The organism is Streptomyces sp. NPDC005485 (assembly GCF_040606085.1).
In the GTDB taxonomy this organism is placed as follows: Bacteria; Actinomycetota; Actinomycetes; order Streptomycetales; family Streptomycetaceae; genus Streptomyces.
Window position 1 is genome coordinate 1 of sequence record NZ_JBEXDZ010000107.1, and the last position, 26,967, is coordinate 26,967.

Annotated in this window: 25 protein-coding genes and 1 pseudogene; 9 read left to right on the plus strand and 17 right to left on the minus strand. The window is 71.5% G+C overall.

Annotation, left to right across the window (positions count from 1 at the left end; genetic code table 11):
- Positions 1 to 78 precede the first annotated feature (78 nt).
- The 11 genes from pstB to ABZS97_RS29745 form a co-directional block, all read right to left on the minus strand.
- The gene (gene pstB / locus ABZS97_RS29695; RefSeq protein WP_356142467.1) at positions 79 to 855 is read right to left on the minus strand and encodes a phosphate ABC transporter ATP-binding protein PstB; all 777 of its coding nucleotides are present in this window, start codon (positions 853 to 855) and stop codon (positions 79 to 81) included.
- Positions 856 to 909: 54 nt separating this feature from the next.
- The gene (gene pstA / locus ABZS97_RS29700; protein ID WP_356142469.1) at positions 910 to 1,971 is read right to left on the minus strand and encodes a phosphate ABC transporter permease PstA; all 1,062 of its coding nucleotides are present in this window, start codon (positions 1,969 to 1,971) and stop codon (positions 910 to 912) included.
- The gene (pstC, locus tag ABZS97_RS29705; protein WP_356142471.1) at positions 1,968 to 2,975 is read right to left on the minus strand and encodes a phosphate ABC transporter permease subunit PstC; all 1,008 of its coding nucleotides are present in this window, start codon (positions 2,973 to 2,975) and stop codon (positions 1,968 to 1,970) included. Before pstC ends, pstA begins: the two co-directional genes overlap by 4 nt.
- A 104-nt stretch (positions 2,976 to 3,079) precedes the next feature.
- Entirely contained in the window at positions 3,080 to 4,207 is a 1,128-nt protein-coding gene (gene pstS, locus ABZS97_RS29710; protein WP_356142473.1) for a phosphate ABC transporter substrate-binding protein PstS, read from the minus strand.
- Between the two features lie 369 nt (positions 4,208 to 4,576).
- Entirely contained in the window at positions 4,577 to 4,990 is a 414-nt protein-coding gene (locus ABZS97_RS29715) for an NUDIX hydrolase (protein ID WP_356142475.1), read from the minus strand.
- A 34-nt stretch (positions 4,991 to 5,024) separates the two neighbouring features.
- On the minus strand, positions 5,025 to 6,131 hold the full coding sequence (locus ABZS97_RS29720; protein WP_356142477.1) for a CHAD domain-containing protein: 1,107 nt from the start codon (positions 6,129 to 6,131) through the stop codon (positions 5,025 to 5,027).
- Positions 6,112 to 8,343 (minus strand): RNA degradosome polyphosphate kinase, encoded by a 2,232-nt coding sequence (locus tag ABZS97_RS29725; RefSeq protein WP_356142479.1) that lies wholly within the window; start codon positions 8,341 to 8,343, stop codon positions 6,112 to 6,114. The genes ABZS97_RS29720 and ABZS97_RS29725 overlap by 20 nt, the downstream gene beginning before the upstream one ends.
- Positions 8,344 to 8,644: 301 nt before the next feature.
- Positions 8,645 to 9,613, minus strand: a complete 969-nt coding sequence (locus ABZS97_RS29730; RefSeq protein ID WP_356142481.1) for a hypothetical protein — start codon at positions 9,611 to 9,613, stop codon at positions 8,645 to 8,647.
- On the minus strand, positions 9,610 to 10,566 hold the full coding sequence (locus tag ABZS97_RS29735) for a hypothetical protein (RefSeq protein ID WP_356142483.1): 957 nt from the start codon (positions 10,564 to 10,566) through the stop codon (positions 9,610 to 9,612). Before ABZS97_RS29735 ends, ABZS97_RS29730 begins: the two co-directional genes overlap by 4 nt.
- Entirely contained in the window at positions 10,563 to 11,483 is a 921-nt protein-coding gene (locus ABZS97_RS29740) for an ABC transporter ATP-binding protein (protein ID WP_356142485.1), read from the minus strand. Before ABZS97_RS29740 ends, ABZS97_RS29735 begins: the two co-directional genes overlap by 4 nt.
- Complete coding sequence (locus tag ABZS97_RS29745) at positions 11,480 to 11,878, minus strand: GntR family transcriptional regulator (protein WP_356142487.1); 399 nt, start codon at positions 11,876 to 11,878, stop codon at positions 11,480 to 11,482. Before ABZS97_RS29745 ends, ABZS97_RS29740 begins: the two co-directional genes overlap by 4 nt.
- Positions 11,879 to 11,988: 110 nt before the next feature.
- On the opposite strand from ABZS97_RS29745, the gene ABZS97_RS29750 reads away from it, so the two are divergent.
- The 6 genes from ABZS97_RS29750 (at position 11,989) to ABZS97_RS29775 (ending at position 16,857) form a co-directional block, all read left to right on the plus strand.
- The gene (locus tag ABZS97_RS29750) at positions 11,989 to 12,531 is read left to right on the plus strand and encodes an RNA polymerase sigma factor (protein WP_356142490.1); all 543 of its coding nucleotides are present in this window, start codon (positions 11,989 to 11,991) and stop codon (positions 12,529 to 12,531) included.
- Positions 12,528 to 13,445, plus strand: a complete 918-nt coding sequence (locus ABZS97_RS29755; protein ID WP_356142492.1) for a zf-HC2 domain-containing protein — start codon at positions 12,528 to 12,530, stop codon at positions 13,443 to 13,445. The genes ABZS97_RS29750 and ABZS97_RS29755 overlap by 4 nt, the downstream gene beginning before the upstream one ends.
- An 11-nt stretch (positions 13,446 to 13,456) precedes the next feature.
- Entirely contained in the window at positions 13,457 to 13,645 is a 189-nt protein-coding gene (locus ABZS97_RS29760) for a hypothetical protein (RefSeq protein ID WP_356142494.1), read from the plus strand.
- A gap of 61 nt (positions 13,646 to 13,706) precedes the next feature.
- Positions 13,707 to 14,588, plus strand: a complete 882-nt coding sequence (locus ABZS97_RS29765; RefSeq protein WP_356142496.1) for an ABC transporter ATP-binding protein — start codon at positions 13,707 to 13,709, stop codon at positions 14,586 to 14,588.
- On the plus strand, positions 14,588 to 16,183 hold the full coding sequence (locus ABZS97_RS29770; protein ID WP_356142498.1) for an ABC transporter permease: 1,596 nt from the start codon (positions 14,588 to 14,590) through the stop codon (positions 16,181 to 16,183). The genes ABZS97_RS29765 and ABZS97_RS29770 overlap by 1 nt, the downstream gene beginning before the upstream one ends.
- Positions 16,168 to 16,857 carry an ABC transporter gene (locus ABZS97_RS29775; protein WP_356142500.1) on the plus strand — a complete coding sequence of 230 codons (690 nt, stop codon included), beginning with the start codon at positions 16,168 to 16,170 and terminating at the stop codon, positions 16,855 to 16,857. Before ABZS97_RS29770 ends, ABZS97_RS29775 begins: the two co-directional genes overlap by 16 nt.
- A 7-nt stretch (positions 16,858 to 16,864) precedes the next feature.
- Here the strand turns inward: ABZS97_RS29775 and mshD are convergent, their stop codons facing one another.
- Positions 16,865 to 17,791: a mycothiol synthase gene (mshD, locus tag ABZS97_RS29780; RefSeq protein ID WP_356142502.1), complete on the minus strand. Its 927-nt coding sequence runs from the start codon at positions 17,789 to 17,791 to the stop codon at positions 16,865 to 16,867.
- 302 nt (positions 17,792 to 18,093) lie between these two features.
- Here mshD and ABZS97_RS29785 point away from each other — a divergent pair, with 302 nt between their 5' ends.
- The 3 genes and pseudogenes from ABZS97_RS29785 to ABZS97_RS29795 form a co-directional block, all read left to right on the plus strand.
- Positions 18,094 to 19,896: a bifunctional metallophosphatase/5'-nucleotidase gene (locus ABZS97_RS29785; RefSeq protein WP_356142504.1), complete on the plus strand. Its 1,803-nt coding sequence runs from the start codon at positions 18,094 to 18,096 to the stop codon at positions 19,894 to 19,896.
- Between the two features lie 91 nt (positions 19,897 to 19,987).
- A complete protein-coding gene (locus ABZS97_RS29790; RefSeq protein ID WP_356142506.1) occupies positions 19,988 to 21,187 on the plus strand; it encodes a DUF2993 domain-containing protein in 1,200 nt (399 codons plus the stop codon).
- Positions 21,188 to 21,232: 45 nt separating this feature from the next.
- Positions 21,233 to 22,135, plus strand: a pseudogene (locus ABZS97_RS29795) (ATP-binding cassette domain-containing protein); the annotation flags it as partial.
- Here ABZS97_RS29795 and ABZS97_RS29800 read toward each other — a convergent pair.
- The 5 genes from ABZS97_RS29800 to ABZS97_RS29820 all read right to left on the minus strand — a co-directional run bounded on the left by ABZS97_RS29800 (position 22,110) and on the right by ABZS97_RS29820 (position 26,951).
- On the minus strand, positions 22,110 to 23,573 hold the full coding sequence (locus tag ABZS97_RS29800; RefSeq protein ID WP_356142509.1) for a HAMP domain-containing sensor histidine kinase: 1,464 nt from the start codon (positions 23,571 to 23,573) through the stop codon (positions 22,110 to 22,112). The pseudogene ABZS97_RS29795 and the gene ABZS97_RS29800 sit on opposite strands and share 26 nt — an antisense overlap.
- Positions 23,570 to 24,301, minus strand: a complete 732-nt coding sequence (locus ABZS97_RS29805) for a response regulator transcription factor (RefSeq protein ID WP_356142512.1) — start codon at positions 24,299 to 24,301, stop codon at positions 23,570 to 23,572. The genes ABZS97_RS29800 and ABZS97_RS29805 overlap by 4 nt, the downstream gene beginning before the upstream one ends.
- Positions 24,302 to 24,380: 79 nt before the next feature.
- Positions 24,381 to 24,563, minus strand: a complete 183-nt coding sequence (locus tag ABZS97_RS29810; RefSeq protein WP_356142533.1) for a hypothetical protein — start codon at positions 24,561 to 24,563, stop codon at positions 24,381 to 24,383.
- Positions 24,564 to 24,621: 58 nt separating this feature from the next.
- Positions 24,622 to 25,812 carry a trypsin-like peptidase domain-containing protein gene (locus ABZS97_RS29815; RefSeq protein WP_356142514.1) on the minus strand — a complete coding sequence of 397 codons (1,191 nt, stop codon included), beginning with the start codon at positions 25,810 to 25,812 and terminating at the stop codon, positions 24,622 to 24,624.
- Positions 25,813 to 25,928: 116 nt separating this feature from the next.
- Positions 25,929 to 26,951: a LacI family DNA-binding transcriptional regulator gene (locus tag ABZS97_RS29820; protein ID WP_356142516.1), complete on the minus strand. Its 1,023-nt coding sequence runs from the start codon at positions 26,949 to 26,951 to the stop codon at positions 25,929 to 25,931.
- Positions 26,952 to 26,967 lie beyond the last annotated feature (16 nt).

Here is a 26,967-nt window from a genome sequence, read left to right on the forward strand (position 1 = left end):
CCCCTGGGAGCCAGGGGGCGGGCCCTTCTCGTCCTCGCGGTGGCACCGCCATGCAGCACCGCGAGGGGTCTGGGTGGCTCAGCCGAAGCGGCCCGAGATGTAGTCCTCGGTCGCCTGGACGGACGGGTTGGAGAAGATCCGCTCCGTGTCGTCGATCTCGATGAGCCGGCCGGGCTGGCCGACCGCCGAGAGGTTGAAGAACGCCGTGCGGTCGGAGACGCGGGCGGCCTGCTGCATGTTGTGCGTCACGATGACGATCGTGAAGCGCTCCTTCAGCTCGCCGATCAGGTCCTCGATCGCGAGGGTGGAGATCGGGTCGAGCGCCGAGCAGGGCTCGTCCATGAGGAGGACCTTCGGCTCGACCGCGATCGCGCGGGCGATGCACAGGCGCTGCTGCTGACCACCGGACAGATCGGAACCCGGCTTGTTCAGGCGGTCCTTGACCTCGTTCCAGAGGTTCGCGCCCTTGAGGGACTTCTCTACGACGTCCGCCAGCTCCGACTTCTTGTACGAGCCGTTGAGCCGCAGGCCCGCCGCCACGTTGTCGAAGATCGACATGGTGGGGAACGGGTTCGGGCGCTGGAAGACCATGCCGACCTCGCGGCGCACCGACACCGGGTCGATGCCGGAGCCGTACAGGTCCTCGTCGTCCAGGAGCACCTTGCCCTCGACGCGGCCGCCGGGGGTGACCTCGTGCATACGGTTGAGGGTGCGCAGGAACGTCGACTTGCCGCAGCCGGAGGGGCCGATGAAGGCCGTCACCGAGCGGGGCTCGACGGTCATGGAGATGTCTTCGATCGCCTTGTGCGCGCTGTAGTAGGCGGTCAGACCGCTTACGTCGATTCGCTTGGCCATGGGGATCACTGCTTCTTTCGAGGGGGAAGTGCGTCGGGTCGCTGATCGGCCGCGTCAGCGGCCCGTCTTGGGGGCCTTCCAGCGGGCGATGCCGCGGGCCACCAGGTTGAGGATCATCACGAAGGCGATCAGGGCGAGCGCCGCCGCCCATGCGCGGTCGTACGCCGCGTTGGAGCCCGCGCTGTTCGCGTACTGCTGGTAGATGTACAGCGGCAGCGAGGCCTGTGCGCCCTCGAAGGGGTTGGTGTTGATGAAGTTCGTGCCCCACACCAGCAGCAGTACGGGCGCGGTCTCGCCGGTGATGCGGGCGATCGACAGCATGATGCCGGTGGTGATGCCGCCGATGGAGGTCGGCAGGACCACCTTGAGGATGGTGCGCCACTTGGGCACGCCGAGCGCCAGGGACGCCTCGCGCAGCTCGTTCGGGACGAGCTTGAGCATCTCCTCGGTGGAGCGGACCACGACCGGCATCATCAGGATGGCCAGCGCGAGCGAACCGGCGAAGCCGAAGGGCTGCATCTCGAAGATCAGCATCAGGCTGAGGATGAACAGGCCCGCGACGATCGAGGGGATGCCGGTCATCACGTCGACGAAGAACGTGATGGCGGCGGAGAGCTTCCCGCGTCCGTACTCCACGAGGTAGACCGCGGTGAGCACACCGATCGGCGCCGCGATCAGGGTGGCGAGGCCGACCTGCTCCAGGGTGCCGATGATGGCGTGGTAGATACCGCCGCCGGTCTCGGAGTCGGCGACCACACCCATCGAGTGGGTCAGGAAGTAGACGTCGAAGACCTTCACACCGCGCGAGACGGTCGTCCAGATCAGCGAGGCCAGCGGGACGATCGCGATGAGGAAGGCGACCCAGACCAGCGAGGTGGCGATGCGGTCCTTGGCCTGGCGGCGGCCCTCGACGCGGGCGGCGATGCCGAACGTGCCGAGGAGGAAGAGGATCGCGGCGATCAGGCCCTGCTGGACCTTGCTGTCGAGGTCGGCGACGAGGCCGATCCCGATCGCGACGACGACGGAGCCGAGGGCGATCGCCCACGGTCCCCACTTGGGCAGCCGGGCGCCGCGCAGGGTGCTGGGGCGCTCTTCGGTGACGACGGCGTTGCTCATGCGTTGGCCCCCGAGTACTCCTTGCGGCGGGCGATGATCGCGCGGGCCGCGCCGTTGACCAGCAGGGTGATGACGAACAGCACCAGACCGGAGGCGATGAGGGCGTCACGGCCCTGCTCGGTCGCCTCGCCGAACTTGCTGGCGATGTTCTGCGCGAAGGTGCCGCCGCCCGGGTCCAGCAGGCTGCCGTGGATCAGGAAGTCCGGCGAGAGCACGGTGGCGACGGCCATCGTCTCGCCGAGGGCGCGGCCGAGGCCGAGCATCGAGGCGGAGATCACGCCGGAGCGGCCGAAGGGCAGCACCGACATGCGGATGACCTCCCAGCGCGTGGCGCCGAGGGCCAGCGCGGCCTCCTCGTGCATCTGCGGCACCTGCCGGAAGACCTCACGGCTCACGTTGGTGATGATCGGCAGGATCATGATCGCGAGCAGGATGCCGACGGTGAGCATGGAGCGCGGGGCGCCGCCCTGCCACTCGAAGATCCCGGTCCAGCCGAGGTAGGTGTCGAGCCAGCCGTAGAGGCCGGTCATGTGCGGCACGAGGATGAGGGCGCCCCACAGGCCGTACACGATGGACGGCACGGCGGCGAGCAGGTCGATCACGTACGCGATGGGGCCGCCGAAGCGGCGCGGGGCGTAGTGCGTGATGAACAGCGCGATGGCGACGGCGATCGGGACCGCGAGGGCCATGGCGATGATCGAGGAGACGACCGTGCCGAAGGCCAGCACCGCGATGCCGAAGGTCGGCGGGACGAGGTTGGTGTTCCACTCGAAGGTGGTGAGGAAGTTGCCGTGGTCCTTGCTGATGGCGAGGGACGCACGGTAGGTGAGGAAGACCGCGATGGCGGCCATGATCACCAGGAGGAAGATGCCGGACCCGCGGGAGAGAGCGAGGAAGATCCGGTCTCCGGGGCGGGTGGCGCCGCGGCTCGTGCCCTTCGGCTCGACCGCGGAAGGCAGGGGGGTGGGGGGAGGGGCGTCGGTGTTCTGCGTCGATATATCCATCGGGATCTCCGGTCTGCGGAGCCATACGCGACGTACGGCTCCAGGCGGCGGTGCACCGGACGGTGCGGCCCGGCCCCGCTGGGGGGCCAGGCCGCACGCTGGGGTCAGCTAAGGCCGTCGATGGTCGTACGGACCTTCGTGATGATCTCGGTCGGGACCGGCGCGTAGTCGATGCCGGACAGGACCTTCTGGCCGTCCTCGCTGGCGATGTAGCGCAGGAACGCCTTCGTCGCGGGCAGCGTGTCGGCCTTGTTGCCCTTGTCGCAGACGATCTCGTAGGTGACGAGGGTGATCGGGTAGGCGCCCTCGGCCTTCGTCGCGTAGTCCATCTTCAGCGACAGGTCCTTGCCGGTGCCGACGACCTTGGCGGCCGCGATGGCCTTGGTGGCGCTGTCGACGCTGGCCTCGACCGGGGCGGAGGCGCCGGTGGCGAGCTTGGCCGGGGTGATGCCGTCCTTGGCGTACGACAGCTCCATGTAGCCGATCGCGCCGGAGGTCTGCTTCACCTGCTGGGCGACACCGGAGGACTGCGGAGCGGACTGGCCGCCCTTGGCCTGCCAGGCCTTGCCGCCGGAGTACTTCCAGTTGTCGGGCGTCGCGGCGATCAGGTACTTCGTGAAGTTGTCCGTGGTGCCGGACTCGTCCGAGCGGTGGAACGCCTGGATCTTGAGGTCGGGAAGCTTCGCGTCGGGGTTCAGCTTCTTGATCGCCGCGTCGTTCCACTTGGTGATCTTGCTGTCGAAGATCTTCGCGAGGGTCGGGGCGTCCAGCACCAGACCGTCGACACCGGGAACGTTGTAACCGACGGCGATCGGGCCGCCGACCATCGGGAGGTCGATGCCCGTGCCGCCGGAGCAGACCTTCTTGGAGGCGGCGACCTCTTCGGGCTTCAGCGCGGAGTCCGAACCGGCGAAGGCGACCGTGCCCTGGGTGAACGCGGTGACGCCGGCGCCGGAGCCGCCGCCCTTGTAGTTGATCTGCACACCCGAGCAGGCCTGCGTGAACGCCTTGACCCAGGCGTCGATCGCGTTCTTCTGCGCGGACGAGCCGTCGGCGAGGAGCTGGCCCTTGGCGTCGTCACACTTGATCGAACCGGCAGCGGCGGTGGAGGTCTTGCCGCCGTTGTCCTTGCTGCCGGTGTCGTCGGAGCCGCACGCCGTGAGGGCCAGGGCGCCGGAGACGGCGAGAGCACCGAGGGTGAGGGCCCGCCGGTTCATGCGCTGAAGCTTCACTGAGGGAGTTCCTTCCAGGAGCCGCCGTCCTGAATTCGGCGGCGTGCGGAGTCTGCGAGACACGGGGAGGCATCCAGGACGCCTCTCGCATCGGTAAGGCCGAAAGTAGGCAGAACAGGTGAAGGCGCCGATGGCCGGAAGTGAACGGGGGGTGAACCCCTGCGGACGGTGCGGTGAGGTAACGGAACGCTTACGCCGAGGACACGGAGTCATTCCGGCCGCTCACACGTGGCTCGTGACGGTACGCAACCGATCGGACCTGATCGTGTGCGTACGGCTACCGCGTTCCGGACATCCCCCGTTCGCCTCCGCTTTCCCGTGTGTCACTCACGCGGACATCGAGGGGCTCAGGTGTTCGGAACGCTGGCTCTACGCGTGGCGGAGCACGGCCAGGAGCTCGTCGACCAGGTCCTGGTCGCGGGGCTGGGTGAGGCGGGTGCGGGCGGCGGCCGGGGAGAGCCAGCGCAGCCGGTCGACCTCGCGGTTGGGGGTGAAGTGGCCTTCGGCGGCCTCGGCGGCCCAGTAACTCACCGACTTGCGGCGGCCGCCCGCGTAGTAGAGGACCGAAGGGAGACGGGCGCCCGGCTCGCAGCGGAATCCGGTCTCCTCCTCGACCTCGCGCAGCGCGCCGGCGAGGGCGCTCTCACCGCGCTTCAGCTTGCCCTTGGGGTGCGACCAGTCGTCGTACTTCGGCCGGTGGACGAGGGCGATCTCCAGCTCGCCGTCGACAGGGGAGCGGCGCCACAGCACGCAGCCCGCCGCCAGGATCGTGTCGTCGGTCATGGGACCTCCCTCGCCCGCACGGGATCAACGTGGCCTATGGAGCGACCGCCGGGGTCTTCTGCCAGGACTGCTGGAACGCGAAGCGCGCCGCCTCCACCTCGTGGCGCTGGTCGGCGTGGAGCACGCCGAGTGCGTACGCCGTCGCCGGGGCGATGCGCGGGGTGCGGGCCGCCGACGCCGCGGCCGAGGCCGCCTCCGACGCGTCCCGGTGCCGGTCGAGAGCCTGGCCCGCGGCGAGCAGCCGTACGTCCACGGCCGCGTCCTCGCCGTGCAGGACGTCCCGGGCGTAGCGGTGCAGGCGCAGCAGCAGGCGTACCTGGTGCCAGGGGGCGTCCTGGGGGTGGGGCGCGGTGTCGGCGGAGAGGCCGTGCACGAGGGCCTCCGCGTTGTACGGGTGGCCCGCGGTGACCAGGGGCAGCGCGGTGACCGCGTCGCACAGCCGTTCCTCGGCAGCCGCGGCGGGCGGGCGCAGGTCGGCGCCGGCGGCACCCGGGGTCAGCGGGACCTCGCTGGCCAGTACGGCCACGTTGTCGGCGACCGCGTGGAAGCGGGAGGAGCCGAGGGCCTGCAGGGCCGCCGAGTGGGCCCGGGTCCGGGCGAGGGTCAGCTGGCGCTCCAGGAGGGCGCCCGCCTTGGCCGCGCCCACCGTCAGGTTGCCGCGGTCCGGGGTGAGTTGGGGGCGCGGGCCGGTGCCGACGGCTTGCGTGGCCGGCGCGGCGGGCTGCTGCGGGAACGCCGACGAGCCCGACAGCCGGTGCAGCGCGAGCAGCAGCCGCTCCAGGCGTGCCGCGTACGCGTGCTCGCGCGCCAATGTGCCGGACAGCCACGCGAGTTCGGGCCGCATGCCCTCCGACCAGTCGGTGTCGAGCAGCGGCCGGAAGGTGTGGAGGGTCCCGCTGATGCGGCGTGCCGAGCGGCGCAGCGCGCGCGCCGCGTCGGCCGTCTCCTCGGCGCCGCCCTCCGCGGTGCGGGCCTGCGCCCGGGCGGGGAGACCTCCGTTGCCGCCGGTCTCCCGGTGCTGGCGCAGCGCGCGGAGGAACTCCGTGGCCTGCGCCCGCAGATAGCACGCGAGGGCGTCCGCGGACGCGGACCCGGTAACGGCCGCGGGGTCGGTGGGGGGATCAAGGTGCTGCTGTGCCACGCCGGCGCCTCCGGGCGTCTATGAGCATCTCCTGGACGTTGCGCAGGGGCTGGCCTTCGGAATCCGTCGCGTGCCGCGTCCACTCGCCGTCCGGGCCCAGATGCCAGGAGGAGGTGGTGTCGGACATGCCGGTCTCCAGCAGCCGGTTGAGGGCCGCCCGGTGGGCCGGGTCGGTGACCCTCACGAGGGCCTCGATACGGCGGTCGAGGTTGCGGTGCATCATGTCGGCGCTGCCGATCCACACCTCGGGTTCGCCGCCGTTGCCGAAGCCGAAGACCCGGGAGTGCTCCAGGAAGCGGCCGAGGACGGAGCGGACCCGGATGTTCTCGGACAGGCCCGTGACGCCCGGCCGTACGGCGCAGATGCCGCGCACCCACACGTCGACCGGCACTCCGGCCTGGGAGGCGCGGTAGAGGGAGTCGATGAGCGCCTCGTCCACCATCGAGTTGACCTTGATGCGGACGTGGGCGGGGCGGCCCGCCTGGTGGTGCTGGACTTCCTTGTTGATCCGGGCGATCAGGCCGTCGCGCAGGGACTTGGGGGCGACGAGCAGCCGGCGGTAGGTCTCGCGGCGGGAGTAGCCGGAGAGCCGGTTGAAGAGGTCGGAGAGGTCCGCGCCGACCTGCGGGTCCGCGGTGAGCAGTCCGAGGTCCTCGTAGAGGCGGGCCGTCTTCGGGTGGTAGTTGCCCGTGCCCACGTGGGAGTAGCGCCGCAGGGTGTCGCCCTCCTGGCGGACCACCAGCGACAGCTTGCAGTGCGTCTTCAGACCGACGAGGCCGTACACCACATGGCAGCCGGCCTCCTCGAGCTTCCTGGCCCACTTGATGTTGGCCTGCTCGTCGAAGCGGGCCTTGATCTCCACCAGGACCAGGACCTGCTTGCCGGACTCGGCGGCGTCGATGAGCGCGTCGACTATCGGCGAGTCGCCCGACGTCCGGTACAGGGTCTGCTTGATGGCGAGGACGTCGGGGTCGGACGCCGCCTGCTCCAGGAAGGCCTGCACGGAGGTGGAGAAGGAGTCGTACGGGTGGTGGAGCAGGACGTCGCGCTCGCGCAGGGCGGCGAAGATGTCGGGCGCGGACGCCGACTCGACCTCGGCGAGGTCGCGGTGGGTGCCCGCGATGAACTTCTGGTACTTCAGCTCGGGCCGGTCGAGGCCGCCGATGCCGAAGAGGCCGGTGAGGTCGAGGGGGCCCGGCAGCGGGTACACCTCGGCCTCGGAGATCTTCAACTCCCGTACCAGCAGGTCGAGTACGTACCGGTCGATGGACTCCTCGACCTCCAGGCGCACCGGCGGCCCGAAGCGGCGCCGCATGAGCTCCTTCTCCAGCGCCTGGAGCAGGTTCTCGGCGTCGTCCTCCTCGACCTCCAGGTCCTCGTTGCGGGTGAGGCGGAAGGTGTGGTGCTGGAGCACCTCCATGCCCGGGAAGAGCTCCTCCAGGTGGGCCGCGATGACGTCCTCGATGGGGACGTAGCGGTTGGGGGAGGCCTCCAGGAAGCGGGAGAGCAGCGGCGGGACCTTGACGCGGGCGAAGTGGCGGTGGCCGGAGACCGGGTTGCGGACGACGACCGCGAGGTTCAGGGAGAGACCCGAGATGTACGGGAAGGGGTGCGCGGGGTCGACGGCCAGCGGGGTGAGGACCGGGAAGATCTGGTGCCGGAAGAGCGTGAAGAGGCGCGCCTGCTCCTTCTCGGTCAGCTCGCTCCAGCGGACCAGGTGGATGCCCTCCTCGGCGAGCGCGGGGGCGATGTCCTCCTGGTAGCAGGCCGCGTGGCGGGCCATGAGTTCGCGCGAGCGGGCCCAGATCATCTCCAGCACCTCGCGGGGCTGGAGGCCGGAGGCGGACTTCGTGGCGACGCCGGTGGCGATACGGCGCTTCAGGCCGGCCACCCGGACCATGAAGAACTCGTCGAGGTTGCTGGCGAAGATTGCCAGGAAGTTCGCCCGTTCGAGCAGCGGCGTGTTCGGGTCCTCGGCCAGTTCGAGCACGCGTTCGTTGAAGGCGAGCCAGCTGCGCTCCCGGTCCAGGAACCGGCCCTGCGGCAACTGGATGCCGTCCTGCACCGTGTCCTCGTACGCGTCGAGGTCGGCGTCGAGGTCGGGTTCGAGATCGGAGACCACGGCCGACACGGTGTGCGGGCGGTGCGCGGCTATGGAGCCGACGGACGGCTGCGGATGCTGGACCTGTGCCTGGGCGCTGGGCTGGTTCATGGACCCATTCTTCCGCGCCGAGGGCGAGACGGGCGCGTCGGAGAGCGCGCGGGGGAGCTCCGCGAGGCGGACGACGGTGCTCTGCGTCCCTCGCACGGGCTCGTTCTCCGCCGGGGGCCGGTGTTCGTGGTCCGGCGGTGGCGAAGGCTCAGGCACGGCGGGCTTCATTCGCCGAGCGTCGCAAGCCCGTCTGAATCGATGGTTACGGCGACATGACGTGCGGGATATCGGGGGGCGGCCCCCGGACGTCGACACGACCGGGGGCCGGGTACGCCCTCACCCCCGCGAGGGGCGTACGGGCTCAGGCGGTGCGGCGGCGCAGCAGCCAGAAGGCGGCGGCCGTCGCGGCGGCGGCCACGGCGAGGACGATGCCGGTCTCCACGAGGTGGAGGGGCCAGAAGTGGGACTCGGGGTGGTATTTCACGTAGGTGCCCGTCAGGCCGTGCTCCGTCAGGCACCGCCTGCGTTCGGCGGACTCGAAGCCGAGGCAGGAGGAGGAGGAGCCTTCCTGGTGCGCGCCCGAGGTGGTGACCGCACCCCACTCCGCCACCTTCGCGTACGTCGGGAGCGAGAAGGGGTCGTCGGGTCCCTGGACGCGGGTGAGCGTGGGCCACAGGTCCCAGCGCAGCCTCGTCAGGGCGAAGTTCAGCGCGAACAGCAGGGCCAGCGAGACGCCCAGGGCGGGCAGCGCGCGGCGCAGTACGAGCGCGGTGAGCGTTCCGAGGGCCAGGGCGCACAGGGCGTACGCCACCATCAGCGGGCCGCGTGCGACGAAGGCGTCCTGGAACGTCCAGTCGCGGTCGGTCAGGCCGGGGTGTGCCGACCAGGCCCAGCGGTACGCCACGACGAGCACGGTGCCGCCGAGGGTGATCAGAGTTGCGGGCACGGCGAGTTTGGCGGCCAGCCAGCGCACCGGGGTGACCGACTGGGTCCAGGCCAGCCGCGCGGTGCCGTTCTCCAGCTCGCGGCCGATCAGCGCACCGCCGGCGAAGGCGGCGACGGCCAGGAAGCTGTAGCAGGCGGCGGTGCCGACGTAGCCGATCCGCTCGCTGTAGCGGAGGCTCGTCAGGATGGAGCAGGGCGAGTGGTGGAGGCAGTAGGCCCGCTCCTGGAGTGCGGTGTCCGCGGTGATCCAGACCGTCCACGCGAGGGTCGCGACGGTGGCCAGGACGAAGCCGCCCCAGATGAGCAGGGCCGAGCGGTGCAGGCGCAGCACGGTCCAGGTCAGCCCGGACGGGCGCCGGAGGTCCTTGAGGGCGAGGGAGCTCATGTCGTGGTTCCCCTTCTGCGCAGGACGGCGAAGGCGGCGGTGACGAGGAGGGCGGTCAGGGCCAGCAGGACGCCGGTCTCCAGGAGCTGGCGGGGCCAGTAGTCGGGGGAGGGCAGGTACTCGCGGGTGAAGCGGACGATGTCGTGCTTGGCCAGGCAGGCCTGGCTGTCGTAGCACCCCGGGTCGGCGATCCGGGCGCCGCTTGAGGTGATCGCATGGCTGCGCGAGGAGACCTCGGGCTGCTGGTGGCGGCCCTGGAAGGGCCAGTGGTTGCCGAGGAAGGCGTAGACCAGGAAGTACCCGAAGCCGGCGACCGCGAGGGCGGGCAGGGTGCGGCGCAGCGCAACGGCGGCGAGCGCGCCGATGGCGAGGCCCAGCAGGGGTGCGGCGACGGTGGACGGGCCGATCGCGAAGTAGATCGACCTGGGCCCGATACCGGCGATCAGGAGGTTGCTGTGCGCGGACCACAGCTGCCGGTACAGCACGACCAGCAGGGTCATGCCGAGGACGATGAAGGACGCCGGCACCACGAGCTTGGCCGCGAGCCAGCGGGCCGGGGAGACGGACTGCGTCCAGGCCAGCCGCGCGGTGCCGCTCTCCAGCTCACGGGCGATGAGCGGGCCGCCCGCGAACAGGGCGATCGCGAACGAGGCGATGTTGATCATGGTTGCCGGGTCGTAGAAGAGGTCGTTGTACGTGCCCGAGGTGAAGGCGAGGAGCGTCTTCGCGGAGTAGGCGTCGTCCAGTACGCCGGCGTAGCCGAACGTGTCGAGCTTGTGCTGCGTGGCGTCGGCGCCCGGCCCCAGCAGCCACAGCAGGAGTCCCGCGGTGGCGGCCACGAAGGCGAGCCAGATCCACAGGGCCGTGCGGTGCAGGCGCAGGACGGTCCAGAGCAGGCCGCGGGGGCGCGGGAGCGAGCGGCGGACGGGTGCGGAGAGGGTGGCGGCACTCATGCCGTCACCGCCGTACGGATCGCGGACGTGCCCGGGGTGATCAGGGCCGGGGTGGCGGGGGAGCGGAGGTGGGCGAGCAGCAGCTCCTCCAGGGACGGCTGCGTGGCTTCCCAGCTGTCGTCGAGGCGGCCGTCGCGGCGGATCAGCGCGGTGAGGCCGCGGCCGGTGGCGCGGGACTCGACGACGGTGTGCGGGGCGAGGTCGGCGGCCGTGCCGCGGCCGGTCACCAGGGTGTGCGCGGCGAGCAGGTCGTCGATGCCGCCGCCGAGCCGGATGCGGCCGTCGCTCAGCAGGAGCAGGTGGTCGCAGGCGTCGGCGAGCTCGGAGACGATGTGCGAGGACATCAGGACGGTCGTACCGCGCTCGGCGGCGTCCGCCATCAGCGTGCCCATCATCTCGTGGCGGGCCAGCGGGTCGAGGTCGGCCATCGGCTCGTCGAGCAGCATCAGCTCGGGCCGCTTGCCGAGCGCGAGGGCGAGCGCGACGCGGGTGCGCTGGCCGCCGGAGAGCCCCCGGATCTTCGCCTTGGGGTCGAGGTCGCCCTGCTCGACGATCGAGAAGGCGTACGTCGCGTCCCAGCGGGCCGGGTTGAGCTCGGCGCCCATGCGCAGGGTGTCCGCGATGGACAGCTGGGGGTGCAGCGGCTTGTCCTGGCCGAGGTGGGCGACCCGGTCGCGGGCCTCGCCGGGGGCCGCGCCGAGCACGGTGAGGGTGCCGGAGGAGGGCCGCAGCAGGCCGGCCGCTATCGCCAGCAGCGTGGACTTACCGGCTCCGTTGGGCCCGACCAGCGCACTGATCCGGCCGGCGGGGAGACGGAAGGAGCAGTCGTCGAGGGCGGTGGCCGCCCGCCTTCCGTACCGCTTGCCGAGCCCGGATGCCTCCAGGGCCACGGCCGGGGTGGTGCTGGTGGAACTCACTGGTCCCCCTTCGGGAAGTGTGTGTCGATCACGGAGCCGAACAGTGCGGCCACGTCCTCGCGGCCGAGGCCCGCGGCGTGGGCGCTCTTCGCCCAGGCGTCGAGTTCGGCGCGCAGGGGGGAATCGGCGGGGGTGGTGCTCAGGGAACGCTGCACGAAGGTGCCGAGGCCGCGGCGGGCCTCGACGAGACCCTCTCGTTCGAGTTCGCGGTAGGCCTTCAGGACGGTGTTCGGGTTGATGGCGGTGGCTTCCACGACCTCGCGGGCCGTCGGGAGCTTGTCGCCGGGTTCGAGCAGGCCGAGACGGAGGGCTTGTTTGGTCTGCTGGACGATCTGGACGTAGGTGGCGACGCCGCTGCGGCGATCGATGCGGTACTCGATGCCGGGTTCCCCCATGGCGTAACCCCCCTTTCACTAATTGAGTAGTGAAAGGGTGATGCAAGACTTCCTCCGAAGTCAAGTCCGTCTCCGTGAACCGATCGCGGGGGCTCGTCCGATGAGGGGTCGTGAGGGAAACAAGAAGCGACGGGGAGCTGCTGCGGGCCATCGCGGCGGACGGGGACCGGCGCGCCTTCGAGGAGCTGTACCGGCGGTACGCGCCCTGGCTGACCGCACGGCTGCGCGGCCGCTGCGCCGACGCCGGGGTCGTCGACGACGTCGTCCAGGAAACCTTCCTGGCCGTGTGGCGCGGCACCGCCCGCTACCGGGAGGAGGGCGACGCGGCCGGCTGGCTCTGGCGCATCGGCTCCCGGCGGCTGATCGACGCGCTGCGCGGCGACGGGGCACGCGGCCGGCTGCGGCAGACGCTGTCCCGGCTGCGCCACCGCGACGAGGCGTCCGCCGAGGAACGGGTGCTGGCCGGCGTCGAGCACGGCGATCTCGCCGGCGCGCTGGTGCGGCTCTCGCCCGAACTGCGGGCGGTGCTCCAGGCCACGGTGATCGACGGGCTCACCACCCGGGAAGCGGCCGTCCTGCTCGGCATTCCGCCCGGCACGGTCAAGACGCGGGCACTGCGGGCCCGCAAGCAGTTGCGGGAGGAGCTGGCGTGAGCGTCAACAGCACCAACGAGAAGCCCTCCGGGGAGGGCGCCTGGCACGCGGACGGCGACGATCTGCGCGCCTACGTCCAGGGCGAGCTGACCGCTCCCCGGCTCTGGTCCGTCGACACCCACCTCGCCGCGTGCGCCCGCTGCCGGTCCGCGCTGGCCGAGGTGAGCGATCCGGTCGCCCTCGACGCGGGATGGGAACGGCTCGACGCCGAACTCGACGCGCCGCGGCCCGGCCTCGTCGAGTCGCTGCTCGTGCGGATCGGCGTCGCCGACCACACCGCGCGGCTGCTCGCCGCCACGCCTGTGCTGCGCCGGTCCTGGCTCGGCGCCGTCGCCGCGGTCCTGATGATGACGGTGGCGGCGGCCGACGCGGTCCGCACCGCGTCCTCGCCCACCCTCTTCCTCGCCCTCGCACCGCTGCTGCCGCTCGCCGGGGTCGCACTGTCGTACGGGCCCGTCCTCGACCCGACGTACGAGATGACCGTCGTCGCGCCGATGAACGGCTTCCGGCTGCTGATGGTCCGCACGTTCGCCGTGCTGGCCGTCGGCCTCGGACTGAACGGACTCGCCACGCTCGCACTGCCCGAGTACGGCCTGCGCGCCCTCGCCTGGCTCCTGCCCGCCCTCGCCCTCACCGCGACCGGGCTCGCCCTGACACCCCGCCTCGGCCCCGTCCTCGCACCCGGCCTGGTCGGCGGGGCATGGGTCGGACTGCTGGTGGCCGCCCGGCTCTCGGCCGACGGCACCGACGTGATCCTCGCGCCGTTCACGGCGGCGGGGCAGGGCGTCGCGGCGGGGGCGGCGGCGCTTGCGGCGGGGCTGCTGTACGTGGTGCGCGACCGGTTCGAGTCATCGCGCACGGCACTGGAATCTTTCGGATCGTTTGACCGATTTTCGGACGGGGGCAGGGCGTGATGAGTGACGCCATGAGTGACGTGGTGACCAAGAGGCCCGGCGGGTCTTCCCGGCGGTGGGTTCTGTGGGGCAAGGCGGCGCTGTACGCGGTGGGTGCGGTGGCCGTGGTGGTGGCCGAGGTGCTGTACGTCGTGCTCACGAGCTCGTCGCGCACGTCTTCGGGCAGTGGTGGTGACGGGGACGACGGCGGTGACTCGTGACGGCTCCGGTGCCTGCCCGCTCCTTCCTCCACCCCTTCGCTCTCTTCCACAGGAGCCTCGCGTGACCAGCGAACGCACGACCATTCCCACGCTCTCCGCCTCCGGGCTGACCCTGCGCTACGGCAGGACCGCCGCCCTCGACGACGTGTCGATGCGGCTGTACGAAGGCGTCACCGGGCTGCTCGGGCCCAACGGGGCCGGCAAGACAACCCTGTTGAGGGTGCTCGCCACCGCCGTGCCCGCCGACCGGGGCGCCTTCACGGTCCTCGGCAACGACCCCGGTACGACGGCCGGACGCCTGGACGTACGGCGGACGCTGGGCTATCTGCCGCAGACCCCCGGTTTCCACCCGGACTTCACGCCCTTCGAGTTCGTCGACTACGTCGCGATCCTGAAGGAGATGACGGACCGCAAGGCCCGGCACCGGGCGGTGAGCGGCGTACTCGACTCCGTCGACCTGTCCGGCGTACGCGGCAAGCGCATCAAGAATCTGTCCGGCGGGATGCGGCAGCGGGTCGCACTGGCCGCCGCGCTCGTCGGCGACCCCGGCTTCCTCGTCCTCGACGAGCCGACCGTCGGCCTCGACCCCGAACAGCGCATGCGCTTCCGGGAGTTGATCGCCCAGGCGGGCGAGGGGCGCACCGTCCTGCTCTCCACCCACCAGACGGAGGACGTCGCGATGCTCTGCCACCGCGTCGTCGTCATGGCACAGGGCCGCGTCCGCTTCGAGGGTACCCCCGCCGAGCTGACCGCCCGCGCGGCCGGACGAGTGTGGAGCAGCACCGAACGCGACCCCGGGGCGCGCGCCGGATGGCGTACGGGCGCCGGCACCTTCCGTAACGTCGGCGACCCGCCCAAGGGCGCCGACCTGCTCGAACCCACCCTGGAGGACGGCTACTTGCTCACCCTCGACGGGGAGAGCACGGCGGAGGTGGCTGCCTGATGAGCACGAGTACGCGTATGAGTACGGGTGCGGGGGCCGGGGCGGGCGAGGGCGCGGGCGTGGCAGCGGCACCCACGGGGGTGGAGCCGCTGCCGGGCCGCCGCAACCGCGGGGCGGCCGTCCTCGCCCTCGCCCGGTTCGAGGCGCGCGAACTACTGCTCCAGGCACCGGTGTTCGTCTTCTTCCTGCTCTACTTCGGCGCCACGTGCTGGAAGCTGTTCTTCAAGCACGAGGGCATGAACGACTACCCGGCCCTCCAGGACGTCGACCGGGCCACCCAGAACGGCGCCCTGCTCGTCTCCGTCTTCGTGCTCACCGGCGTCAACCGGGCCACGCTGCTCTCCCGCCGCCGCGACACCGACCGGCACTTCGAGACGCTCGTCATGGACCCCTGGCGGCGTGCGATCGCACACGCGCTGTCGGCCGTACCCCTGGCCGCCGCCGTCGCGCTGACCGTCACCCTCGACTTCACCTGGGCGGCGCTGAAGCCGGGCGCGGTCGGCCACGGCTCGGTCCTCGAACTCGTCGTGAGCCCGCTGACGGTCCTGCTGGCCGGTGTTCTCGGCGTGCTGCTCGCCCGCCTGATCCCGTCCGTGCTGGGCGGACCGCTCTTCGTGATCGCCGGCTTCGTCGCCACGACCGTCGTGCCCGGGCTCGTCACCGACGCCCACTGGCTGCGCTGGCTGTCCCCGGTCGTCGACGAGACCGGCCCCGACGCCTTCCCCTCCGACCTGATGGGCCGCCCGGCCGCCTGGCACGCGCTGTATCTGGCGGGGCTCGTCGCGCTCGTCCTCGGCGCGGCGGTGCTGCGCGCCGGTGGCCGGACACGGCTGGTCAAGGCGGCCACCGCCGTCGCCCTCGCCGCCACCGTCGCAGGGATCGCCGGGCAGTCCCCGGGCGACTCGGCCGCACTGACCGCGGCCCGCGCCAAGGCGTACCTCCACCCGGAGAAGGTCCAGTCCTGCCGGGAGATCGGCACCACGACGTACTGCGCCTACCCCGAGTGGGCAGGCCGCAGCGAGGACTGGGCCGCCGTGGTCAAGCGCGTCCAGTCCCTCGCGGGCGGCGCCGCCGGCGGCGAACGGCTGACCGTACGGCAGCGTGTCGACGCCCGTCAGGGGCTGGAGGGCGGCGCCTCGATGGATCCGCTCACCGGGCGCGGCCAGGTCACCGTCGGCACCCGCTGGGGCGGCAACCGCGTCCCCGAGTTCGCCGTCGGCCTCGCCGGTGTCCTGGTGGGCGGCGACGAGCGATCCGGCGGCACGGTGTGCGACGGCCGCGTGGTGACCATCATGTGGCTGGCACTCGGCGCCGACCCCGACCCGATGGCCGCCCTGCGCAACGTCCGTCTCGAGGACAACGTCACCGGCTCCAGTCTCGTCCTCGCCCCCACGGCGCCGCTCATCATGAGCACCGAACAGACCCGGATCGTCAGGGAGTTGCTGCACATGCCCCGCTACGGCGTGACCGCCCGCGTGAAGGCCCACTGGACCGAGCTCACCTCTCCCAGGACGTCCATGGCGCGGGTGGCCGAACTGCTGGGCGTGCCCGCCGCGCCCAAGGGCAGCGGGGACGGTGAATGGTGCGAGAAGTAGCCGCCATGGCCCGGGCCCTGCTGCGGCCCGTGGCACGCACCCTGCCGTGGCGAGCCCTCGCCGCGGGCGCCGGGACGGGACTGCTGGCCGCCTGGAGCACCCGGATGGCCTCCGGTGGGCAGGACCCCCGGCTCAACCTCAACCTGCTGCGGGCCGCCGCGCTCGCCTTCGCCCTCGGGCTGGCGTTCCTGCTCGACGACCCTGCCCGGCACACCACCGAAGCGGTGCCCGCCCGCCGGCCGCTGCGCGCCGGGCTGCGGCTGGCCCTCGTCCTTCCGCTCGCCGCGCTCTGGTGGACGGCCGCGCTGCTCCTCGTACCGGAGGGGGCGCGGCCCCCGGTGGGCGGCGCCACCCTGGAGGCCGCCGCCGTCGCCGCGCTCGTCCTGGCCGGCGCGGCCGCCGCGGTGCGCCTGTCCGGCGGGGCCGAGCCGGGGACCGTCGTCGCGGCCGGGTTCCTTGCCTTCGTGGTGGCCGTGCCGCTGCTGCTGCCCGACCGGTGGCCGCTGCTGGTCCAGGTGGGCTCCGCGCACTGGGACGCCGCCCATGCGCGGTGGGCGGGTGCGCTTGCTGCGGCCGTGCCGGCGTGGGCGTACCTGGTCATGGAACCTGTGCGGGGGCGGGTTCCGGCTCGGGTGGGGGGTTGGGTGCGTCGGGTTTCGCCTGCCGGGCGCTGAGGTTCGTTCACGACTCCGTGCGGTACATCAGGTCCGTCTCGTGCGTGACGAAGCCGAGGCGCTCGTACACCGTCACCGCCGCCTTGTTGTCGGCGTCGACATAGAGCATCGCGGTGGGCAGGCCCTGGGCGGCGAGGTGGCGCAGGCCGATCGTCGTCAGGGCCTTGCCGAGGCCGCCGCCCTGGGTGCCGGGGCGGACGCCGAGGACGTACACCTCGCCGAGCTGCTCCTGCGCGTGGACCTTCGTCCAGTGGAAGCCGACGAGTGTGTCGCCGCGGAAGGCGAGGAAGAACCCGGCCGGGTCGAACCACGGCTGCGCCTTGCGGTCGTCCAGGTCGCGCTGAGTGAGGGAGCCCTGCTCGGGGTGGTGTGCGAACGCCTCCGCGTTCACGGTGAGCCAGTCCGTGTCGTCCCGGCCCGGCACGAACGTACGGACGCTCACGTCGTCCGGGAGGGTCGGCTCGGGCAGGTCCAGGTCCGTCAACGGACGGCGCATCTGGCGCAGTTCGCGGAACAGGGTCAGGCCGAGGACCTGCGCGAGGTGCCGTGCGGCGGAGTGGCCGCCGTGCGCCCATACGCGCAGGCGCTTGCCCGACTCCGCGAGGAGGGCCGCGCCGAGGGCCCGGCCGTGGCCGTGCCCTCGGTAGGCGGGGTGGACGACCAGCTCGGCGGCCGGTGCCTCCACCGGGTCGGTGTCCTCCAGCTGCGCGTATCCGGCCAGTACACCGCCGACGCTCAGCAGCAGATGCCGTACGCCGCCGCGCGCGCCGCCCTTCAGCTGCAGCCGCCCCTGCTCGGACACCGACTGCCGGCCGTCGGCCCGGGCGGCCTCGTCGAGCAGCACGAGCACGGCCTCGGCCAGCTCTGCGGGGAGCTCCGAGTACGTCTCGATGGAGCGGGAAAGGGCAGCCGATGCGGTGTCGTTGCTGGTCATGGATACGAGGGTACGGCTCGGCGATTTCTGGACAAGGGAGTTGGCGGGGGCGCCTGTCGCCGGGGGCCGGCGGAGCCTCGTCACTGCGGGCAATCGTGCCGCCAGGGGCGGCACGGGTGGGCGCAGCGGCGCCCCGTGAGCGCCGGGCTGCGTGACCCACCCCCGGCCGGCAACAACGCCGGGTGCGCGCGGTTTGTCAGGTGACGGCAACCAGTCCGTAACGTCAAGGCTCTGTTGCGCTACGCGCGTTGAATCTAGGCTGCGCGGGAGCCACAGCCGCCTCACGACTCCCAGGGGGGAACATGGCGTCCACGCCACGACCCAGACGCACGTACCGGATACTCGCCGCGGCCGCAGGCCTGGCCACCGTGGGCGCACTGGCCGCCGCGATGCCGGCAAGCGCGGGCCAGAGCCGGAGCGGGACCCCGGCCCACCACCCCGGTAGCGGCCGCTACCAGGACGTACAGCTGCTGTCCTTCAACGACCTGCACGGCAACCTGGAGCCCCCGACCGGCTCCTCGGGCCGTGTGACGGAGAAGGAAGCGGACGGCACGACCAAGACGATCGACGCGGGCGGCGTCGAGTACCTCGCCACGCACCTGCGGACCGCCCGCAAGGGCAACCCGTACTCGATCACGGCCGCCGCCGGCGACATGGTCGGCGCCTCGCCGCTCATCTCCGGCCTCTTCCACGACGAGCCGACGATCGAGGCGCTGAACAAGCTCCGCCTCGACGTCACCTCCGTCGGCAACCACGAGTTCGACGAGGGCGCCAAGGAACTGGCCCGCCTGCAGAACGGCGGGTGCCACCCCACGGACGGCTGTTACAACAACAGCGAGAAGTTCGAGGGCGCCAACTTCCCCTACCTCGCCGCGAACGTGACCAACGAGAAGACCGGCAAGCCGATCCTCAAGCCCTACTGGGTGTGGAAGAAGAACGGCGTCAAGGTCGGATTCATCGGCGTCACGCTGGAGGGCACGCCCAATATCGTGTCCGCCGACGGCGTCAAGGGCCTGAAGTTCGGCGACGAGGTCGAGACGATCAACAAGTACGCCAAGGTGCTGCAGAAGCAGGGCGTGAAGTCGATCGTCGCGCTGATCCACGAGGGCGGCGCGCCCGCGTCGAGCGCCTACAACTACGACTGCGACAGCCCCGGCGCCGGTGACGGCATCTCCGGCCCGATCGTCGACATCGCCAAGAACGTGACGCCCGCCGTGGACGCGCTGGTCACCGGCCACACCCACCAGGCGTACGCCTGCACGATCCCCGACCCGTCGGGCAAGCCCCGCATGGTCACCTCGGCCGCGTCCTTCGGCCGTCTCTACACCGACACGACGCTGACGTACGACCGCCGGACCGGCGACATCGCCCGTACGGCGGTGAAGTCCGCGAACCACGTCGTCACCCGTGACGTGGCCAAGGCCGCCGACATGACGAACCTGATCACCAAGTGGAAGACCCTCTCCGCGCCGGTCGCCTCCCGCCCCATCGGCTACATCGCGGGCGAGATCGGCAACATCGGCAACGAGTCCCCGCTCGGCGACCTGATCGCCGACGCGCAGCTCGCGTACGCCAAGTCCGTCGACCCGTCGGCCGACCTGGCGGTGATGAACCCGGGCGGCATCCGCGCCGGCCTCACCTACACGTCGAGCGGCGGCGAGGGCGACGGCGTGGTGACCTACGGCGAGGCGTACACGGTCCAGCCGTTCGCCAACACCGTGAACCTGGTTGATCTCACCGGCGCCCAGGTGGTCACCGCGCTCCAGCAGCAGGTCAGCGGTGGCAACGACGCCGCGCCGAAGATCCTGCAGATCTCCCGCGGACTCACGTACACCCTGGACCTGACGAAGACGGGCGCCGCGCGCGTCGTCGCCGACTCCGTGAAGCTCAACGGCGTCGCCATCGACCCGGCCGCCACCTACCGCGTCGCGATGAACTCCTTCCTCGCGGGCGGCGGCGACGGCTTCACCGAACTCGGCAAGGGCGCGAACGTCGTCGTCGGCGGCGACGACCTGGCCGCCCTTGAGACCTACCTGAAGGCCAACTCCTCGGCCACGACGCCGTATCCGGTGCCGACGGCCGACCGGATCACGGTCGTGAAGTAGGCATACGGCAGTGGGCAGTTGCTAGTGACCTAGATCGCATACGGGCTGTAGCGGTTGCGGGCAGGGGGGGTGCGCATGGTCGGGTGAGACGATGCGCACCCCCCACCGCATACCAGTGCATCCCTATCCGAATGCCTACGAAGAGTTGGGCGCCCTCGACCAAGGGCCACTGGAGGAGTTCCTCCAGGAGGAGGCGGAGCCCGAGGAGGAATGGGCTCCGCCCCAGCACCGGCGCGGCTCCCGGCGGCGCCGAAAACGGTTCGCAGGACTGCCCCTCGCGCTCAAGGCCGTGATCGGTGTCCTCGTCCTCGCCGCCTTCCTCACCCTCGCCGACCGCTGGGCACTGCTGTACGCCGAGCGGAAGGCCGCCGACAGACTCCAGGGCGAGCTGGACCTGAGCGCCGCGCCCGAGGTGGAGATCGGGGGCTTCCCGTTCCTCACCCAGCTGGCCGACGACCGGCTCGACCGCGTGAAGGTCACCGTGCCGGACGTGGCCGCCGACCGGGTCACCCTCGCCAGGGTGACGGCGACCGCGACGGACGTACGGCTCGACGCCGACGGGCCCACCACCGTGCGCGGCGCCCGGATCCCCGAACTGCACGGCGAGGTGCTGCTCTCCTTCGCCGACCTCAACCGTGAACTCGGCGCGTCCCAGGTGACGTTCACGGGCCACGGCGGCGATCAGGTCCGGGCGCGCGGCAGGCTGCCGGTGGCGGGCCATGACCTGCGGCTGCGCGCCGACGCCCGCATCCGCCGTGACGGCGAGCGCGGCATCTCGACGCAGATCGGCGGAATGCGCCTGGACATAGGTGACCTGGCGACGTACCGCCCCGGCGTCCGCGCCTCCGAGGGTCTGCACCTGACATCCCGCTCGGCCGCGCGCCTCGGCAAGGAGACCGGCAAGGCGAGGGCCCTGCTCTCCGTCCCGGCGGTCGTGCACCGCCTGGGGGTTCCGGACACGGCGGTGCGTGAGGCGCTGCGCGACGACACCAAGCTCGCGCGGCTCACGGGTTCGGCACGGTTCGTCCGCCAGGCGATGCGCCTCAACCTCGTCGACGTGGCCGTCGGCCACCCCCTGCTGCTGAAGCGCCTCGGCCTCGACCCGGCCCTCCTGGACGGCCTGTCCCGGCTCACCCGCCCGGTCCTCGTCGACCAGCTCTCCCTCGGCTTCCGTCTCCCGCATCCGGCGGACGGGGAGGTGCGCCTGCGGGATGTGCGGGTGCAGAAGGACGGGATCCGGGTGCGGGTGACGGGGTCTTCCCTGGCAATTGGCTCGGTAAATTCCAAGTGAGGGCTGTAATAAACCCTGTGTGAAGTGGGAGTCGGTTCCCCGAGTCGTCTGAAAATTGATCTCAGTCGCCCAGCCACGGCCGGCGCGGAACGCCTCCAGGAGATCCTCGACACCGAGCCCGCGGTGAGCGACCCCGCCGAACCGGCCCGCCCGTGGCCCGTCCGCGGCTGGGTCGGCTTCCACGGCACGTCGTTCCGCTACCCGGGCGCGGCGAGGGAGTCCCTGCGCGACGTGACGTTCACGGCGGGCCCGGGCGAACTGGTCCTGGTCACGGGCGCGAGCGGCGCCGGCAAGTCCACCCTCTCCAAACTCCTCACGCGCTTCTACGACCCCTCGGCGGGCGTGATCCGCCTCGACGGCGTCCCGCTGACCGACGTACCCCTGGAGTTCCTGCGCGAGAACGTCGCCCTGCTGCCCCAGGAGACGCTGATCCTGCACGGCTCGATCCGCGAGAACATCGAGTGCGGGCGGCCGGGGGCGAGCGACGACGACATCGTGCGGGCGGCCCGGGAGGCAGCGGCGCACGAGTTCGTCGCCGCTCTCCCGGACGGCTACGACACCGAGATCGCCCCCGGCACGGCCGCCCTCTCCGGCGGCCGGCTCCAGCGCATCGCCATCGCCCGCGCCATGCTCCGCCGCGCCCCCGTCCTCGTCCTCGACGAACCGACCGCCGGCCTCGACGCGATCGCCGCCCGACGGGTGCTCCAGCCCCTGCGCCGCCTGATGGCGGGCCGCGCAACGATCATGATCACGCACGACCTGAGCCTCGCCCCCGACGCGGACCGCATCCTCGTCGTCGACGACGGCCGGCTGGTGGAGGCGGGTACGCACGAGGAGCTGATGGCGCGGGCAGGGGTGTACGCGCGGCTCGCCTCGCCGGCCGGGCTTCCGGGCGCGAAGGCGACTGTCCGCGGAGCCGCGGTCAGAGCGTCTCCGGCGGAGGCGTAGCCGCCCCCGGCAGGCGTACCGTCGCCACCGTGCCGCCGCCCTCGGCGGGGGTCAGGGACACTTCACCGCCCGACTGCTGCACCGTACGGGCCACGATCGACAGGCCGAGGCCCGAGCCGGGGAGGGCGCGGGCGCTCGGGGAGCGCCAGAAGCGGTCGAAGACGTGCGGGAGTTCCTCGGCGTCGATGCCGGGGCCGTGGTCGCGGACGGTCAGTTCGCCGTCCTTGAGCACGACGTCGATCGTGCCGCCCTCGGGGCTGAACTTCACCGCGTTGTCCAGGATGTTCACGATCGCCCGCTCCAACGCGGTGGGCTCCGCCCGGACATACCAGGGCTGGACGTCCGCCGAGATCGACAGCTCCGGCCCGCGCAGTCGCGCTCGGCGCAGCGCCGCCTCGACCGTGTCCTGGAGGGCGACCACCTGGACGGTGTTCGCCTGCTGGCCCGCGTCCGACCGCGACAGCGTCTGCAAGTCGCCGATCAGCGCGGCCAGTTCGGTCATCTGCGCCTTCACCGAGGCGAGCAGCGCCTTGCGGTCCGCCTCGGGGATGGGGCGGCCGGTCTCCTCGCTGCGGGTGAGGAGTTCGATGTTGGTGCGGAGAGAGGTGAGAGGGGTCCGGAGTTCGTGGCCGGCGTCGGCGATGAGTTGTTGTTGCAGATCGCGGGAGGAGGCGAGGGCCGACGCCATCGAGTTGAAGGAGCGGGAGAGGCGCGCGATCTCGTCCTCGCTGTCCTCTTCCACGGGGATGCGGATCGTCAAGTCCTCGGTGCGGGCCACGTGTTCCACGGCGTCGGTGAGTTTGTCGACGGGGCGGAGGCCTGCGCGGGCGACGGCCAGGCCTGCAGCTCCGGCGCCGAGTACTCCGATGCCGGAGACCACGAGGAGGACGAGAGCCAGTTCGTTGAGGGTGGAATCGGTGCCCTTGAGGGGGAAGGCGTAGAGGACCGCGTAGCCCTGGACGACTGCCCGGTTGCCGGGGCCGTTGTCGATCACCAGGGGAACCGTCAACACCCGCACGGAATTGCCCTTGGTGTCAGTGCCGTTGCGGAGGGTTCCCTCGTCGCTCGCGTTCTTGGCGACGGTCGTATCGCTGTCGGTGACCTTGACCTTGCCGGGAGAGCCCTTGAAAATGCAGGACTTGCCGTTCGACTTGACGATCTGGATGTAGGACTGTGACGGCGCGCGCCAACCCCCCGTATTCGTCGACGACTCGGCGGACTCGTCGCAGGCGTCGAGGCCGTTGAGGATGGAGGGCGGCTGGGCGCGGCTCGCCGCCGACGCCAGGTCGTCGCGGATCTCGTCGTACAGCTTCCCGCGCACGATGAACCAGCAAGTGACCGAAACCGCCGCCACCCCGAACGCCACCGCCGCCGCCACCAGCATCGCCAGTCGTGACCGGATCGGCAGGGAGCGGAAGCGGCGCACCACCTTGTTCACTCCGCGCCGCCCGATCGGAGCACGTAGCCCACGCCCCGCACCGTGTGGACGAGACGGGGCTCGCCGCCCGCCTCGGTCTTGCGGCGCAGATACATGACGTACACGTCGAGCGAGTTGGACGAAGGCTCGAAGTCGAAGCCCCAGACCGCCTTCAGGATCTGTTCCCGCGTGAGGACCTGGCGCGGGTGGGCGAGGAACATCTCCAGGAGAGTGAACTCGGTGCGGGTCAGTTCGACGGCGCGGCCGCCGCGCGTGACCTCGCGGGTCGAGAGGTCCATGCGGAGGTCGCCGAAGGTGAGGGCGTCGTCGTCCGGGGCGGCGCCCGCCGAGGAGGCGTACGAGCTGCGCCGCAGCAGGGCCCGGACCCGGGCGAAGAGTTCGTCCAGTTCGAACGGCTTGACGAGGTAGTCGTCGGCGCCCGCGTCCAGGCCGGTGACGCGGTCGCCGACCGTGTCGCGGGCGGTGAGCATGAGGATCGGCGTCGTGGTGCCCGCGCCGCGCATGCGGCGGGCGGCGGTCAGGCCGTCCATCCTCGGCATCTGCACGTCCAGCACGACCAGATCGGGCTGGTAGGCGGTCGCCTTCTCCAGCGCGTCCGCGCCGTCCACGGCGACCTCGGTGCCGTACCCCTCGAAGGCGAGGCTGCGCTGGAGCGCTTCGCGCACCGCCGGCTCGTCGTCCACGATCAGGATGCGCTGGGGTTCACGGTCGCCTTCGGCGGGGCTCATGGGCTCGGATTCCTCGGATGCGGTGGGGCGGGGTCGGGTGCCATCAGCCTCGCACGTCAGCGGGCGGTCCGGTAAAGGATCAGCCGCGTACGGTACGGCGGCGGGCCGAGGCCCTGAGGCCGGGCCGGGCGCCCGCGGCGGAGGTCGCCACCTCGGGCGCCCGCGCCACCGGCGCGTGCAGCTCGCGGGCCACGGCGAGGGCCATGCCGAACCCGGCGGGGTCGCTGCCGACGACGACGGTGTGAGTGACGCTCTTGATCATCTTCACTGTCCTGGTCATGTCGACCTCCAGAGGTCGGGGAGGGGTGGGGCGAGCAGGGTCAGCTGTCCGAGCCGCCGGCCCGCAGGGTGGCCAGGTCGGCCTTGACCGTGTTGATCGGGATGGCGAAGCCGAGGCCGACGCTGCCCGCGCTCGACGAGGAGGACGAGGAGTCCGAAGCGGCCGAGTACATCGCGGAGTTGATGCCGACGATGTTGCCGTTCATGTCGATGAGGGCGCCCCCGGAGTTACCAGGGTTGAGGGACGCGTCCGTCTGGAGCGCCTTGTACGTCGTCGTCGACGAACCCGTGTCGCCGTTGAACTGCTGACCGCCGAACGAGAAGGGCCACTGGCCGTTTCCGCCGCCCTGCTGTTGCTGCTCCTGGCCCTGGCTCTCGTCGGTCGAGACGGTCACGTCGCGGTTCAGCGCCGAGACGATGCCGCTGGTGACGGTGCCGGTCAGGCCCTCGGGGGAGCCGATCGCGACGACCTGGTCGCCGACCTGTACGCCGTCGGAGTTGCCGAGCGTGGCGGCGGTGAGGCCGGACGGCGCGTCCTCCAGCTTGATGAGCGCGAGGTCCTTCTTGCTGTCGGTGCCGACGACCTTCGCGGTGTACGACTTGCCGTTGCTCAGCTGCACCTTGATCGAGGAGGCACCCGAGATGACGTGGTTGTTGGTGATGATCTCGCCGCCGGTCGTGATGATCACGCCGGCTCCGGTCGAGGAACCGGAGTTCGAGGCCGCGCTGATCTCGACGATGCTCGGGGTGACCGCCTTGGCGACGCCGGACACCGTGCCCTTGGCGCTGGAGGGGATCACGTTCGTGCTGGTGGAGCTGGAGGAGACGGTGTCCTTGCCGGTCAGCTCCTGGAAGGCGTACGCGGTACCGCCACCCACCGCGGCGGCCGCGATCGCGACGGCGGCGAGCAGGGCGAGCGGACCCTTGGCGCGCTTCTTCGGAGCCGGAGCCGGGACGGGGGCCATGGGGACGGGGGGTGCGCCGAGAAGAGCCGTACCGCCGCCGTCGTGCCCGCCGCCGTAACCGCCGTCGGCCGAAGCCTGAGGCTGGGGCTGGACCTGCGGCTGCACCTGGGTCTCGGCGGTCCCCGGCTGAGTCGGCTCGTACGCCGGCGGGGGCGGCCACTCGGGGTTCACGGGGGAAGAGGCGTGCTGCTGCTGGGGGTACGCCGACTGCTGGTCGGGACCCTGGGGGTTCTCGTACGCGCCGCTGCGGCGGAAGCTCTCGGTCATGGAAAAGAGACTGTCGCCCGATCATGAGAGCTCCCTGAGTGCCCCCTGAGAAGCCCGACAGAAGCTCGTATGCCCGATATAAAGGCGCAGGAGCCCGGGAGGCAGGGGTGTACGGCTCAGCCGCAGCCGCAGGACCGGCGCACCACGAGCCGGGACGGGAACTGCTTCAGCCGCTCGCGCCGCGACCCGGCGACCCGCAGTCCGTCGTCGAGGACGAGGTCGACGGCCGCGCGGGCCATCCCGGAGCGGTCCGTGCCGACCGTGGTCAGCGGCGGGTCGGTGAGCGCGGCTTCCTTGACGTCGTCGAAGCCGGCGACCGCCAGCTCGCCCGGGACGTCGATGCGCAGCTCGCGGGCGGCCCGCAGCACGCCGATGGCCTGGTCGTCGGTGGAGCAGAAGATGGCCGGCGGGCGGTCGGGCCCGGCCAGCAGCTGGAGGCCCACCTGGTAGGCGTCGTAGCGGTTGTACGGGGCTTCGAAGAGGCGGCCCTCGGTGGGGATCCCGGCCTCCTGCATCGCGCGCCGCCAGCCCTCGACGTGGTCGGAGACGGGGTCGCCGACGGACGGCGTATCTGCCGTACCGCCGAGACAGGCCACGTACTCGTGGCCGTGCTCGATGAGGTGGCGGGTGGCGAGCTGGGCGCCGCCGATGTCGTCCGTGACGACCGCGACGTCGTCGATCGCCTCGGGCCGTTCGTGCAGCAGCACGACCCGGGCGTCCCAGGCCTCGATCTCCGCGGCAGCGTTGTCATTCAGTGCGTGGCTGACCAGGATCAGTCCGGAGACCCGCATGCCGAGGAAGGCCCGCAGATAGTGGACCTCGCGCTCCGCGATGTAGTCCGAGTTGCCGACCAGCACCATTTTTCCGCGCTCGGCGGCGGCCTGTTCGACCGCGTGCGCCATCTCCCCGAAGAAGGGCTGGCGTGCGTCCGGCACGATCAGGCCTATGAGCTCGGTCTTGCGCGAGGCCATGGCCTGGGCGACCCGGTCGGGCCGGTACGCCAGCTCCTTGATCGCGGCGAGAACGCGCTCGCGCGTGGCCGGGGCAACCGGCCGGGGTCCGTTGTTGATGACATAGCTGACGACGGCAGTCGACGTCCCTGCCAGTCGCGCTACGTCATCCCGAGTCACCTTGGCCACGCGCGGAGTCTACGCG